Origin of the sequence: Paracoccus denitrificans (assembly GCF_900100045.1) — a bacterium.
GTDB classification, from domain to species: Bacteria; Pseudomonadota; Alphaproteobacteria; order Rhodobacterales; family Rhodobacteraceae; genus Paracoccus; species Paracoccus denitrificans.
Map to the genome: position 1 here is coordinate 1 of NZ_FNEA01000056.1, position 14246 is coordinate 14246.

Genomic DNA, 14246 nt, shown 5'->3' on the forward strand with positions numbered 1-14246 from the left:
GATGCGGATGCTGACGCGGATGCTGACGCGGACGCTGATGCAGACGCTGATGCGGATGCTGACGCCGATGCGGACGCGGATGCGGACGCCGATGCTGATGCGGACGCGGATGCCGATGCTGATGCGGACGCGGATGCCGATGCGGATGCTGACGCCGACGCGGATGCTGACGCCGACGCCGACGCCGATGCAGACGCTGACGCTGATGCAGACGCGGATGCGGATGCTGACGCTGACGCTGATGCTGACGCCGACGCGGATGCCGATGCGGATGCCGATGCGGACGTCGACGCAATCGATGATGAAGGCTATGCTGGCATTGATCTGCAGACCGTCACTGAACCGCCTGTAACTGGCGCCATCGATTATACTTGGTGGTTAGGTGCCTTTGGCATCGTGCTTGGCGATACGGAGGATACATATAACTTCACGGTTGATCCTGGCACGCTGACCGATCTTGAGATCGATATTCACTCAGCGTCCTGGGCCGCGATCCTGGATAATGTGTCGATTGTACTGCAGAAGCAGAATCCGGATGGAAGCTGGACCACTGTGGCCGATAACTCCTCAACAGGGTTGATCGACCTCATTGGTATCTTTGGCCAGACGACAACCATTGCTATCGATGGTCTGACGGAAGGCAGCTACCGGTTCACCATGTCGAACTGGAGTCTGGTGACCTTACCGGGTTCTGTGTCAGCCGACTTCACGTTCACCAACCACAATCTCGACACCCTGGTCGATACTGTTGCTGCCGAAGGCAATCTCTTCGACGACAATGGCAATGGTGGTGATGTGGTGCCTGCGGGCACCGAACTGTCGATCTTCGATCTGCAGGGCAACGAGATCACCGTGAACTCGACTGTGAATGTCACGGGCCAATATGGCACGCTGACCGTTCACTCGGACGGATCCTATTCTTACGAACCGTTCGAAGATGGCACCAACATCGGTCAGCAGGATGTATTCACATACAAGCTGACCAACGGTGGACAGGAAGACACGGCAACTCTGACGATCAATATCGTGGAGGCTGATAACCTTCCCGAAGATGCATCGGCAGCGATGGCAACCTTCCTTTCTGTCGATGACGGTGAAATCCCGAGCGACTGGCTGGGCGAAGGCTCCGATGATGCGGAAATTCCCGCACCGGCGGAAAGCGATGTCGAGCCTGTGGCGACGGACTTCCTCGCCTCGACCGAGGAGGATCTGCACGGCACCCATACCGTCTGATCCGTCCTGAACAAGAATGGGCGCGCCGGTTTTCCGGCGCGCCTTCACAGCTTTTCCATTGCCTGGAACCATTATGGATACTCGCGAGACTGCTTCGGCAGATCAGCCCATGACCGCCTCGCTCGATGCGCCGGGTTGGGTCACCTGCCTTGGCCACGTCGCCCGGCACTATGGAATTTCCTTTTCAGCGCAATCCGCCCTGAACAGTGCGGCATGGAATGCCGGGAAACCGCAGGCCGACCAACTGGCGCTTCTGGGTCGCCATCTGGGGTTGCGGGTTCGGCTTTTTGCGCCGGAGAAACTGGAACTGACCGCCTGGCGCCTGCCGGTGGTCTGCGAACTCAACGACGGCACCATCGGGATCGTCTCCTCGCTCAGCAAGTCGGGTGAAGCGGGGCTGCTTCTGGCGGGCGAGCAGGACGCCACCATCGTCGCCGTCGCCGACCTCGTGCCTCGCATCCGCCAGCTTGTGATCGCGCGTCCGCTGCGGACGCTGGTGGACGAACGCGTCGACAATTACATCGCCCCTTATCGCGAAGGCTGGCTGCGCCGCTTCGCCCTGCCGGATCTGCGGCCCTATGGCCATGTCATGATCGCGACCCTGACGGCGAATGCCCTTGGGCTGACCGGGATCATCTTTTCGAAGCAGGTCTACGACCGGGTGGTTCCGGCGGAATCCTTCAACACGCTCTATGTGCTGTTCATCGGCGTCATGATGGCGGCGCTGTTCGATTTCATCATGCGGCGGACGCGCACCAAGATCGTCGACATGCTGGGCAAGCGGGCCGATATACGGCTTTCGGACCAGGTGTTCGGGCATGCGATGCGGGTTCGGAACTCGGCGCGGCCGAAGTCCACCGGCTCATTCGTGGCGCAGCTACGGGATCTGGAATCGCTGCGCGAGATGCTGACCTCGACCACGATCTCGGTCCTGGCCGACCTGCCGTTCTTTTTCATGTTCCTGTTCGTCTTCTGGTATATCGGCGGCAGTCTCGCGCTGGTTCCGGCGGTGGCAGTGCTCGCGATGATCCTGCCGGGCCTGCTCGTGCAGAAGCGGCTCAATCGCTATGTCAACGAAGGCATGCGCGAGGCCTCGATGCGCAACGCCATGTTGATCGAGGCGGTGCAGGGTATCGAGGACATCAAGTCGCTCCAGGCCGAGGATCGCTTCCAGCAGCGCTGGAACCATTTCAACGCCGTGGCCGCCGACGCCCAGCTCAAGCAGCGCAACATCACCAGCGCCCTGCAAGCCTGGGCACATGCGGTGCAGATGAGCGTCTTTGCGACCGTCGTCTTTGTCGGAGCGCCGAAGGTGATCGCCGGCGACATCACTACCGGGACGCTGGTTGCCTGCTCCATTCTCGGCTCGCGCATGATGGGGCCAATGGCGCAGTTCAGCCAGATATTCAGCCGCTTGCAGCAGGCCAAGCTCAGCTATGAAAGCGTGGATGCGGTGATGCGCATGCCGGTGGACCATCCCGACCGGGAAAGCCGGATCGGCGTGGCGATGCTTCTGGGCGGCTATCACCTGCGGGGAGCGGAGTTCTTTCACGATCCGGGCAAGGCCCGCTCGGTTCTGTCGATCGAGGACCTGAAGATCGCACCGGGCGACAAGGTCGCGGTTCTGGGCCGGATCGGCGCGGGCAAGTCGACGCTGCTGCATGCACTGGCCGGGATGATCGAGCCGGGCGAGGGCGAGGTTTTGCTGGATGACATGGCGCTGGGTCAGATCGACCCTTCGGACCTGCGCCGCGATGTCGGCCTGCTGACCCAGGATTCCCGGCTTTTCCACGGCACGATCCGCGACAATCTCATGCTGGGGGCGCCGCAGGCGACCGATGCCGAGATTCTGGAGGCGCTGAAGATCTCGGGGGCCATCGAATTCGTCAGCCGCATGGCGCAGGGCCTCGACTATCCGCTGCTGGAGGATGGGCGCGGGTTGTCCGGGGGCCAGCGTCAGGCCCTGATGCTGGCCCGGCTGATCCTGCGCAACCCGCGCATCGTGCTGCTGGATGAGCCGACCGCCTCGATGGACGATCAGACCGAACGCACCCTGATCGCCGCGCTCAAGGAATGGATGGTCGGACGGACCGTGGTTCTGGCCACGCATCGGATGCGCGTTCTGGATCTGGTCGACCGCGTGGTCGTCGTCGACAGGGGGAAGGTCTCGTTCGACGGCGAGAAGGACGCCTTCCTGCGCCGCATGCGCGCCGGCGGCCGCCCGGCACCCGTTCCCCGGCCCAAGCTTGTCACGGGCAAGCCGCCCGCGGCGGCCCCGGTGCCTGCCGCGGTCGATCCGGTGCGGGAGGAGTGATGATGGGCAGTCAGGCTGCAAATACCGAAGACGTCGGCCTCATCTTCGGCGAAGAGGACGAGGTGCGCCTCACCCGCTCGAAACGGGTCGTGCTGGCCTTTTTCGCATTGCTGGCAAGCGGCCTTGTCTGGGCGCATTTCGCGGTGCTGGACGAAGTGTCTACGGGCACGGCCCGCGTCGTGCCCACCATGCGGGAACAGGTGATCCAGTCGCTGGAGGGCGGGATCCTCACCAGCCTTGAAGTTCGGCCGGACGAGGTGGTGGAGCCGGGGCAGATCCTTGCCAGGCTCGATCCGACCCGGAACGAGGCCGAGGTCGAGGAAAGCGCCTCGAAATACCGCGCCGCGCTTGCGACCGCCACGCGGCTTCAGGCAGAGATCACCGGGCAGCCGCTGGTCTTTCCCGAGGAACTGTCCGATTTTCCCGATCTGATCGCGGTGGAGACCCAGCTTTACGCCGAACGCAAGCGCAGCCTCGAGGCGAAGCTCGAGATGCTGGATCAGGCGATCGACCTGACGGGACAGGAACTGACGATCAACGAGCGGCTCAAGGCCACCGGCGCGACCAGCAATATCGACGTGCTGCGGCTGAAGAAGCAGAAGATCGACCTGGAAATGCAGAAGTCGGACACGGCGGCACAGTTCCATGTCCAGGCCCGCGAGGATCTGACCCGCGCCGAGGCCGAGATCGCGGCGCTGCGCCCGATCGTGCGAAGCCGCTCGGATGTGGTGACGCGGCTGACGCTGCGCTCCCCGGTGCGGGGCATCGTCAAGAATATCGAGGTCAGCACCATCGGCGGCGTCGTTTCGCCCAATGGCAAGCTGATGGACATCATCCCGCTTGACGACCAGCTGATGATCGAAGCGAAGATCACGCCGCGCGACATCGCCTTCATCCGTCCCGGTCTGTCGGCCACGGTAAAGGTCAGTGCCTATGACTATGCCGTCTATGGGGGGCTGAAGGGCGAGGTGGTGACGATCTCGCCCGACACCATCCAGGACGAGATCAACCGGGACCAGTTCTATTACCGCGTGCTGATCCGGGCCGAAAGCGACGCGCTGGTCAACGACGCGGGGCAGCGTTTTCCCATCGTGCCCGGCATGATGGCGACCGTGGACATCCATACGGGGCAAAAGACAGTGCTGGAATACCTGATCCAGCCGTTCAATCGCGCCGGCGAGGCCATGAGGGAAAGGTGATCCACAAGTGACTGGATTCAAGAAATCTTCTGTGCGGAAGAGGGCTTTCGTGCCGACGCGTCGCGCAATATGCAGGCAGGCGGCGGTCCTGCCTCTCGTGCTTGCTCTGGCCGGCTGTGCGAGCGGTCCCCCAAGCGAAACCGTTCGCAAGATCGGCGAGCGCGGCGAGAGCCTGCAGCCCCTGGCGCCGGGTGACGGCAAGGGCGCCCGCGGCGCGGTGCGTTCCGCCCTGCTTCTCGACCCCGAGGTGCGCGAGCAAGCCAGCCTCACCGGCGCCAATGTCGACCAGATCGCGGTCGAACGGGCGGCCCTGCTGCCGAGCCTGAGCTTCGGCCTGGTCGGCGGCGTGGGGACGGCCGGGGCGGGCGATCCCGATCTGGAACTGTCGGGCAAGCAGCTGCTGGTCGATTTCGGCGGGACGAAACGCGCGGTCGAGGCGGCCGACGTCAACCTTCAGATCCAGTATCTGAAATTCCAGCGCGCGGTGGACGAGTCCATTGCCACCGGCTTGGTGACCTATCGCCAGGTGGCGATGCTGGAAGAGATGGTTTCGGTCAAGGCGGCGCAATTGGCGGCGATGCAGGACCTGCACAAGCTGATTGCCGAGCGGATCGACATCGGGGCGTCCTCGGCGCCTGACCTTCTGGAGACGCGCAATCGCCTCGAGCGGGCGGAATTCGAACTGCTCGACGCAAAGCTCGAACTGTCCGAGACGCGCGACAAGCTGCTGCGGCTGTCGGGCCAAAGCCGGGGCGGCACGATACCGGACTTCCCGCAGAACTGCACGCCGCCGGGCGGCGAGACCGACGGGTTGCGGATCGCGCGGCTTGAGCTCGTCAAGGCTCGGCTGAATCTGGAGGAGGCGGAACGGGCGAGGTTCCCCCGCATCAGCCTCAATCCGCTGGGGCGGGCTGCCGTCGGCGGTGGCGGGATTTCCACCGGGCTGAATGTCGGCGTGGAATCGCCGCTGTTCGAGGGCGGGGCGATCAAGGCCCGCGAGAATGCGGCGCGCAACCGCCGGCAAAGCGCCGAGGCGCTGGTCGAAACCGAAGAGCGCAACATCCGGCTGGATGACCTGCGGCTGCGGCGGCAGATCTCGTCGCTGAAGGAAAAGCGGGCCATGCTGGCTCGCCAGATCGAGATCCTGACGGAAACCCGGGACCTTTATCGCAGCCAGTATATCGACCTGGGCATCCGCCCGATCACCGATCTTCTGGATATGGAGGAATCCCTGTTCGGGCGTCAGGTCGAGCTGGTCGAGGCGAAATTCGACCTGCAGGAGCGCCTGGTCGAATGCGCCGCGCGCAGCAAGGCGCTGCGCCGCGATCTCGGGCTCACCCAATTCCAGCTCTACGGCTACCCGCTTACCACGGATGGATTCTGACCATGACGAAACATGAGAGGGGCGCGCTTTCCGCGAATGCGCCGAAGTCGGGAGAGGCCGATCTCGAAACGCGGCTTTCGCGCCTGAGGGCTGCGCTGGATGGCCGGGCGCCGAGGCTCGACGCGCCGTTCCCTGCCGTGACCCTGATATTCTCGGTCTCCGACGGCGCGGCGCGTGCCGTTACCGCCCAAGGCTCCGGCGCGACCGTCGATGCGGCCTGGGAGGTGGCGGTGACCGATCTGCACCGGAAGATGGGGCGGAGAAAGCTGCGGGGCCGTTTTCTCCGCCTCGACTGGGTCGAGAAGGCCGAGACCTGGACCTGGGCGCTGCTGCGCAAACGCCTGCGGGAGGTCAAGCGGAACTACAGCCGTCGCGGAATCGCTTTGGAGAAGGGCTTTACCCATCTTTTTCTGGAGCAGGAGCTGAACGGCAATGCCATGCTCTATGGCGGAAACCAGATTTCCCATTGCGTGGTGAACGAAAAGAATTTCCTGATCTATGCGCAGCAGAAATACGGCTCAGGCATCACGGTCGATTTCGCGGATGATCGCGAGGTTCATGTTTTCGACACCGCGGGCCTGTTCTGCGGCGAGGACGGCGTTCTTCACGAGCTTTACGGTGCTGGCAGGAATGCGGGCCGGCGCAAGATCGATCCGCTGGATGTCGATACCTTGCGCGGGATCATCGGCGATGCGTCGGATTTCCTCGCGCATCAGGTCGGTGCGGACGGCCGCTTCATCTATGGCTATCACCCCTGCTTCGACCGCCAGATCCCGGCCTACAACGCCCTGCGCCATGCCAGCACCACCTATTCCATGCTTGAGGCGTGGGAGCTGACGCGCGAACCCGGGCTTTTGGCGGCGATCGAGCGGGCGCTGGAATATCTATGCCGGCAATTCATTCGCACAGCGGGCGATGACATGGCATTCGTGGTCGATACCGGAGACGAGATCAAACTCGGTGCCAATGCGACGGCCATTCTCGCAATGTCGAAATACGCCTCTCTCATGGGCACCGACCGCTATGCCGGCATCATGGAAAATCTTGCCTGCGGCATCCTGCACATGCAGGCCGAGGACGGCTCTTTCACGCATGTGCTGACCTGGCCCGACCTTGCGGTAAAGGAAAGGTTCCGGATCGTCTATTACGAGGGCGAGGCGGCCTTTGCCCTGATGCGGCTCTACAGCCTCAGCAAGGATGAGCGCTGGATCGCCGCGGTCGAAAAGGCATTCGGCCATTTCATCGAAAAGGATTACTGGAAGCACCACGATCATTGGTTGAGTTACTGCACCAACGAACTGACGCTCTATCGCCCCGAGATGCGGTATTTCCGGTTTGGAATCAGGAATTTCGAGGGTTTTCTCGACTTCGTCCTGCAACGGATCACCACCTTTCCGACCTTGCTCGAACTGATGATGGCGGGGCGCAAGATGCTTGACCGCCTGAAGGCGATGCCCGAAGGAGCAGAGCTTCTGGCCGGGGTGGATGAGGCGAAGTTCGAACAGGCGTTGCATTTCCGGGCCTCATATCTGCTGAACGGCCACTTCTGGCCGGAATATGCGATGTTCTGCCGCAATCCCGACCGGATCCTCGGCTCGTTCTTCATCCGGCACCACGCATTTCGTGTCCGGATCGACGATGTAGAGCACTATCTGTCGGGACTGGTGGCATATGCAGATTATATCGAGGCGGTAGCGGGATCTTCCGATGGCGCTGTCCGGGCCTGACGATGTGGCGTATTGCTTTGGTTCTGGCCCTTGCACTGACAGCCGCGTCCCATGCGTTGGCCGAGGTGGCGTTGCCTTGGGGCGTCGAGATCCCGCGGGAGGATTGCGAACTGTCCGCCGGCGGCGTCTGGTCGGAATATGATGGCGGCGCGGATTGCCTGCGCTATTTCGCGTCGCCGGGCATCGATGCCGCCGCAGTGGTGATCGTCGTCCTGCGCGGCGACCGTGATACTTGGGTGGGACGGAAACCCGAGGATATTCCGCGCAACACCTCTTCGGCGCAGACTGCGCTTGCCGGTGTTCTGGCCGAGGAGATGGGCTTTCCGGTCATCATTTTGTCGCGGCCGGGAACATTCGGGTCGAGCGGCGATCACCTGCGACGGCGCCAGCCAGAGGAGTTTCTGGCGTTGGCCGGTGCGCTTGACGATATCCGAGCCGATCATCGGATCGGACGTTTCGTATTGATGGGTCATAGCGGTGGCGCAACGGCTGCGGCGGCACTGCTGACCCTGGGGCGCGACGATATTGCCTGCGCGGTGTTGACCTCCGGCGCCTTCGACCTGCTGGAGCGTGCCGAGGCGTTGCGTGAGGCGCGCGGCAGCCGGTCGCGGCCCGGTCTCGACCTGACCGGCCTGCCGCATCCCTATGATCCGATGGAGCATCTCGACGGGATCGTTGACGATCCCCAGCGCCTGATCGTTGTCATCGGCAATCGGGACGACCGCGTGACACCGTTCCACTTCCAGCGACGCTTTCACGAAGGCTTGGTCGCAAGGGGACATCGCGCCGAATTGCGTGAGGCGGCGGCGCAGCCACCGGGCTTTCACGACCTGCTTGGCAATCCGGGGGCGCGGGCTGCAGCGGAATGTGCGGCCGGGGGGACGCCATGAGCGCGATGCCGGCCTGGAGCGGTGACGGGGCCGCGCTACGCAGTCTGTCGCCAGATGCGGTTCGCTGGCTATGGCGGATGGGGCGGGCACTTCAGGCCGAACTGGCTTGGCCCGCGCCGCTTTACACGGTGCTGTTCATCCTGTCCCAGATCGCACTGCTGCTTGCGCTGCTGCTACCTTGGAACATCCTGGCGACTCTCAGCCTCGGGCATAGCTCCGTCCGGTTGCAGATGATCTTCGGCGAACTCGGTTCGGGGACGGTGGTGACGATCCTCATGACGTTGGTCCTGGTCTGTTTCGTGCTGCATCTGGCGGCCGAGGCCGGCGCTGCCCGGCTGGGGCGGTACGCGGCGGCGATCATTGTCGAAAGGCATGACAAGCTGGGATTTTCCAACAGCCTGCGCGAACAGGCCAGCACCTATTACCGGCGGTTCCTGCGGTTTTTCGCGATGCTGGCCTATTGCCTGATCGCCGCGGTTCTGATCGGGCTGAGCTATCCGGCACTGCTGGTCATCCTGATCGCTTATGTCGTGGCCGGCACGCTGCTGGTCTCGTTCCTGCCTCTGGCTGCAGAGCAGGGCGTAGGGGCGGAGCTGCGCGGCAAGGGTTGGTGGGGGCTGGGCTTCCTGCTGCTTGTCGGCTGGGTCATCCACGATGCCTGGCGAGGGGCGATGCCGCAGTTCTGGGCGGTGTTCATGGCCCTGTTGCTGTCGCGCCAGATCCTGATCTTTCTGATGCTGTCGGCCACGATCCTCGCGGGATTGCTGCGCCGGAAAGAACGTATCGAGGCGCTGTTCCTGGCCGATGCACCGCTGCGGCCCGCCGCACGGCTGGAGGGGGGACTGCCCGCGCTGCTCGCCCCGCCGCTGCGCGACAACTGGCTCCGGCCGCTGCTGGCGGATATGGGAGCCCGGGGCTTCATACTCGACGAGGCGGCGACGCAATGGGCCGAACGGGGCAAAATACTGTACCTGGTGGCACGGTCGGATGATCCAGGCGACCGTCGGGCCCTGTTGCTCAAGCTGTTCTACCAGTCGCTCGCCGGGATGGGGCGGCACGAGCGCGATTTGCTGCAAGCGGCTGGGACGGATTGGCCGGCCCCGGAACTGCTGAGTGCGCGTGAGGTCGAGGGGCATCTCGCCCTGGTCTTTCGCTGGAGGGCTGACTGGTCCTGGCTGCCCGCCTCGAAGGATCGCGACCTTACGCTTGCCTTGCGCGAAAAGCTTCTCGCCTGTGAAATTCCGCTCGACCTGGCGGATCGCTATACGAGATCCCATCAGCGGCTTCCACAGAGCCTTGCCCGGATCGACTGGTCGATTCTGTCCGGTCTGGCGGTAACCGCTGAGCAGGCGGCTGCTTGCGCCGTGCTGCACGGCAGCTGGCAGACGGTGCTGGATTGGCTCGCGCGGCAACCCTCACAGATAGTGCTGCCGCTCCTGACGGCGCGGCGCATGGCGGAAGGGACGGGCGATATACCCCGGATCTGCAACTGGACGCACTGGCAATGGGAGCCGGTCGGGGCCGACTGGCCGTTCCGTGACCGCCCCGAGCGGGAATTGCAGCAATGCCTTGAAGCGGCGGCGCGGCAGCGACCGGCGCTGGCAGGGTTCCAGGTCGCGGATGGCCTGCTCGTCGCCCTTTTGGCCGAGTTTCTTCGCCGGAATCAGGCGGGCGATTTCTCTGCGATGCTCGGGATGGTGGTCCAACTGGAGGCGGCGTTGGTGCGCTGCCGTCTGGTCGAAACGTGCCGACCGGAGGGCGAGGCCTGTTCTCGCGCCGGGAAAATCTGTTCAATGGAGGTATGATGAATCGCGACGATCAGACCGCGAAACCCGTCACCATAGCCTGGGGCGGCGATGTGAACATCGGGCGGCGGTTTCATTATCGCTTCCGGCACGCGCATGGGCGCGATGCGCTGGCCAGGATCATGCCGCTGGTCGAGGCCGATCTAAGGATCGTGAACCTTGAATGTGTCGTTGCGACCTGCGGGGAGGAATGCGTCGACAAGGGGGAGCGTTCTTCCTACTACTTCCGGGCCCGTCCCGAGATGTTGGAGACCTTGCTGCGGGGCGGCGTCGATCTGGTCACGACCGCGAACAACCATAGCGGAGACTATGGCCCGGTGGCTTTGGTCGAACAGGCTGCTTGGCTCGACATGGCCGGAATCGGCCATGCTGGCGCCGGCCGCAACCGGGAGGAGGCGTTCCGCCCGGTGATCCGCCGTGCCGGGCATCTCGATGTTGCCCTGTTCGCGCTGGATGCCACGCAGCAAAGCTTCGCGGCCGGCGAGAGCAGCCCCGGAACCGCCTGGCTCGATCCGGCGAAACCGGCGGAATGGGCCGCGCTCATGGCGCCACGGATCGCCGCCGCACGCGAGCTGGCCGATATCGTTCTGGTGGCGATCCATTGGGGCCGGAACAATCTTCACCAGCCGGATGCGCTGGAGATCGCTGGCGGTCATGCGTTGATCGATGCCGGGGCCGACGCGGTGCTTGGGGCATCGGCGCATCTCTTGCAGGGGGTGGAGGTCTACAAGGATCGCCCCATCCTGCACGATGCCGGGGATCTCCTGTTCGACGCGCTTACGCGTGGCGACGAGGACAGCGGGATTTTCACGCTCGAGATCGACCATCGCGGCGTAAGCCGGGTCGCGTTCCTGCCCCTGGAGGTTGGGTTCTGTCGCACGGTTCCGCTTGCCCAGCCGGCGGCGACGGAGGCCGTCCAGAGGTTCGCGGGCAAATGTGCGGCGCTTGGCACCCGAATGGAGATCGGCGAGGACGGGCGCGCGCATCTCGACCTCACTCCGCCCGACAGGATCGCCGGCCCTTCGCGCCCCCCGGCCGCGCCGGTGGCACGCCGGCTCCCCGCCGCGCTCGGAGAGCCGCGGCCGGAATGGCTTGCCGATGACGTCCCGTCGGACGCGTTGTTGCCCGCACCGCTGCGGATCGGGGCGCTGGAGCTTCTGGGCCTGCGGGTTTCTCCCGAACGGCTGGACCGGATTGGGCTGATCGCGGTTGAATCCTGGTGGCGGCTGGTCGAGCCTGTGGATTGCGACTGGCGTATCGATTTCCGTGCCGATCCCGAAAAGCCCGGGCCGATAGGAGCTTGGGGGCTTGGCTGCTCGCATGATCCCTGTGACTGGATGTGGCCGGTCAGCCGGTGGGAGCCGGGCCGGATTTATCGCGACTTCTATACCCTCCGGCCGTCTTCCGTGCGCGATTGGGTGGATGAGACGCTGATGCTCTCGGTGGGGCTGGTCAGCCACTTGGGCAAGACTGAGCGGCATGTCCTGCCAAAGCAGATCCGGTTCGAGTTGTCGCCAAAGGCCGGGTTCGCGGTTCTGCGCTCCAATCCGCCGCGCTACGACGTGCCGCCGCCCGACAAGATCAGCCCGACGCCGGAAATTCTCTGGACTGCCGAGCAACTGGAACAGGTCACGGGGGGGAAGTGGTTGGTGCCGCCCTCGGATGCCTGGTTCGTTTGCTCGGTCACGCATAAGTCCCGGCAGCTCGACAACTGGAACGTGTCTGCTCCGAAACTGTTGGCGGTGATCGACAGGCGCATGGCGATGAAGCACGAGCTGTCCGACTTCACCGCCGGTAAGCACTGGGATATTCACGACCAGCTTCCTGCCCTGCAAGGCAGGATCGCCGCTGCGATGGTGGCACGGCCGGTGGAGGGGCTGGCACCGGGCTTTCCGCTGCTTCAAGTGCCTGATCCGCTTCATGCGCTGATCCAGCTTGGTGTCGCTGGTCGGAACCGGCTGAAGGGCCATGTGGTCGCGGTGACGGGAAGCGCAGGCAAGACATCGCAAAGCCTGATGTTGATGGCGGCCATGGCCAAGGACCGCAAGGTCATCGGCAACTCGGCCCTGAACTATAATTCACGGGTCGGCATCCTGCATCTGCTGGCAAACACTCCGCCATCGACGGATCTGGTGGTGGTCGAGGCGGCGGTGACGGCGATCAATGCACCGAAATTCCAGAACATCCGGCTGATGCGCCCCGATATCGGCCTCGTCACCAATATCGCGCCCTCCCACATGCAGAGATCGGGGCAGGGGTTGGAGACGGTCGCCCGCCGCAAGGCCAATCTGGTCGAAGGGATCGCGCCCGGCGGCACCTTGCTGTTGAACCGCGAGATAGATTTCTACGACGTTTTCCTTGATCGCGCCAAGCAGCGCGATCTGTGTGTCGTGACCTTTGGTGCGGGTGAAGACGCGGATCTGCGCCTTGTCGGATATGATCAGGCGACGGGGCGGGTCAAAGCCCGCCTGCCCGGAGGCGGGCTGCTCGATTACCGCATCTCGGCTCCGGGCAGGCATATGGCGATGAATAGCTTGGCCTGTATCGGGGTGCGCCTCTTGCTGGGCGGGGATCTGGCGCCCTTCCTGGAAGGGCTGGAAGAATTCCAGCCGGCCGAGGGACGGGGCGCGGTTTCCCGGGTCGAGTTCGAGGGCTGTCCGCTGACGGTCGTCGACGATTCCTATAATGCGAACCCAGTCTCGATGCAGGCCGCGCTTTCGACCTTTGCCGGCATGAAGGTGGCCGGGCGCCGGATCCTGATCCTCGGCGACATGGCGGAGCTTGGCAAGGACGCCTCGCGTTATCACCGCGGACTTGCGGCGCAGATCCTGAAGATCAGGCCGGACGAGGTGCTTTTATGTGGTCCGCTGATGCAGGAGCTTTGGGATGAGCTGTCGAAATCCGGGGCCGGGCGGGTCGATGGCGCGCATTATCCCCGGGTGGAGGTTTTGCTTTCAAATCTCGCCGGCCATCTGCGGTCGGGGGACACCGTTCTTCTCAAGGCGTCGAATTCCGTCGGCCTTGGGCGTATCATGGGCCGGTTTGTCAAACACGGTTAGCGTAGGGAGGGATTTCCCCCTCCCATTCGCGCCAAATCGCTGCCCTGTGGAAAGGGTTTCCCGATACGTGAATATGAAGCCCCTACAGGGGTAAAACATCTGGAATTGGGTTGTGATGTCATGCAGCGCATATAAAGCGACTGCGGCTGCTCTGCAGGCTCAACGCCGCAACGACGCATCCTCGACAATCCATGAGACAAGATTCTCGAATGTGAGGCCGTGATGTGCCGCAATCTCGGGCAAAAGCGAGGTCGGTGTCATCCCCGGCTGGGTGTTGATCTCAAGCCAGATGAGTTCTCCAGTATCCGGGTCATGGCGGAAGTCTGAGCGCGTCACGCCCCGGCAGCCGATCGCCCGATGTGCAATCTCGGAATATCGCAGGATTTTCTCCTCGATATCCGGGGGCAAGACGGCTGGACAAATATGTCGTGAACCGCCGATCTCGTATTTGGCGCTGAAATCATACCATGCGCCGTCCTTGGGGACGATTTCGATGATACCCAGCGCCTCTCCGCCCAGCACCGCGCAAGTCAGCTCCCTGCCGGGAACATAGCGTTCGGCCATGACATCGGCCGATTCCGCCTCGTTCGTAGCCAGTTGCGGCGGTGCTTCTCCGCTGCGCACGATATGAACCC

9 protein-coding genes are annotated in these 14246 nt (G+C 63.6%); 8 read left to right on the top strand and 1 reads right to left on the bottom strand.

Going from position 1 to position 14246, the window contains the following annotated elements:
• The 8 genes from BLT64_RS26655 to BLT64_RS24900 all read left to right on the top strand — a co-directional run.
• Nucleotides 1–1233: cadherin-like domain-containing protein (locus BLT64_RS26655; protein ID WP_217633924.1), on the top strand; the 1233-nt coding region annotated here is incomplete at its 5' end.
• 109 nt (nucleotides 1234–1342) lie between these two features.
• On the top strand, nucleotides 1343–3547 hold the full coding sequence (locus BLT64_RS24870; RefSeq protein ID WP_198140499.1) for a type I secretion system permease/ATPase: 2205 nt from the start codon (nucleotides 1343–1345) through the stop codon (nucleotides 3545–3547).
• Nucleotides 3547–4746, top strand: coding sequence for an HlyD family type I secretion periplasmic adaptor subunit (locus BLT64_RS24875; RefSeq protein ID WP_011748693.1), 1200 nt, complete (start codon nucleotides 3547–3549; stop codon nucleotides 4744–4746). Before BLT64_RS24870 ends, BLT64_RS24875 begins: the two co-directional genes overlap by 1 nt.
• Nucleotides 4747–4843: 97 nt before the next feature.
• A complete protein-coding gene (locus BLT64_RS24880; protein ID WP_041529964.1) occupies nucleotides 4844–6130 on the top strand; it encodes a TolC family protein in 1287 nt (428 codons plus the stop codon).
• A gap of 2 nt (nucleotides 6131–6132) precedes the next feature.
• Nucleotides 6133–7857, top strand: coding sequence for a hypothetical protein (locus BLT64_RS24885; RefSeq protein WP_011748691.1), 1725 nt, complete (start codon nucleotides 6133–6135; stop codon nucleotides 7855–7857).
• Between the two features lie 2 nt (nucleotides 7858–7859).
• Nucleotides 7860–8747 carry an alpha/beta fold hydrolase gene (locus BLT64_RS24890; RefSeq protein WP_011748690.1) on the top strand — a complete coding sequence of 296 codons (888 nt, stop codon included), beginning with the start codon at nucleotides 7860–7862 and terminating at the stop codon, nucleotides 8745–8747.
• Entirely contained in the window at nucleotides 8744–10552 is a 1809-nt protein-coding gene (locus BLT64_RS24895; RefSeq protein ID WP_011748689.1) for a hypothetical protein, read from the top strand. The genes BLT64_RS24890 and BLT64_RS24895 overlap by 4 nt, the downstream gene beginning before the upstream one ends.
• The gene (locus tag BLT64_RS24900) at nucleotides 10552–13611 is read left to right on the top strand and encodes a CapA family protein (RefSeq protein ID WP_164901592.1); all 3060 of its coding nucleotides are present in this window, start codon (nucleotides 10552–10554) and stop codon (nucleotides 13609–13611) included. Before BLT64_RS24895 ends, BLT64_RS24900 begins: the two co-directional genes overlap by 1 nt.
• Nucleotides 13612–13770: 159 nt before the next feature.
• On the opposite strand, the gene BLT64_RS24905 is transcribed toward BLT64_RS24900, so the two are convergent.
• Nucleotides 13771–14246, bottom strand: a 476-nt coding sequence (locus BLT64_RS24905) for a D-alanine--D-alanine ligase (protein WP_496559549.1), incomplete at its 5' end; no start/stop codon positions are given.

Excerpts from the sequence above, each read along its gene's own strand:
- BLT64_RS24890 (WP_011748690.1), top strand. The coding sequence starts at position 7,860 with ATGTGGCGTATTGCTTTGGTTCTGGCCCTTGCACTGACAGCCGCGTCC.
- BLT64_RS24885 (WP_011748691.1), top strand. The coding sequence starts at position 6,133 with ATGACGAAACATGAGAGGGGCGCGCTTTCCGCGAATGCGCCGAAGTCG.
- BLT64_RS24870 (WP_198140499.1), top strand. The coding sequence starts at position 1,343 with ATGACCGCCTCGCTCGATGCGCCGGGTTGGGTCACCTGCCTTGGCCAC.
- BLT64_RS24875 (WP_011748693.1), top strand. The coding sequence starts at position 3,547 with ATGATGGGCAGTCAGGCTGCAAATACCGAAGACGTCGGCCTCATCTTC.
- BLT64_RS24900 (WP_164901592.1), top strand. The coding sequence starts at position 10,552 with ATGAATCGCGACGATCAGACCGCGAAACCCGTCACCATAGCCTGGGGC.
- BLT64_RS24895 (WP_011748689.1), top strand. The coding sequence starts at position 8,744 with ATGAGCGCGATGCCGGCCTGGAGCGGTGACGGGGCCGCGCTACGCAGT.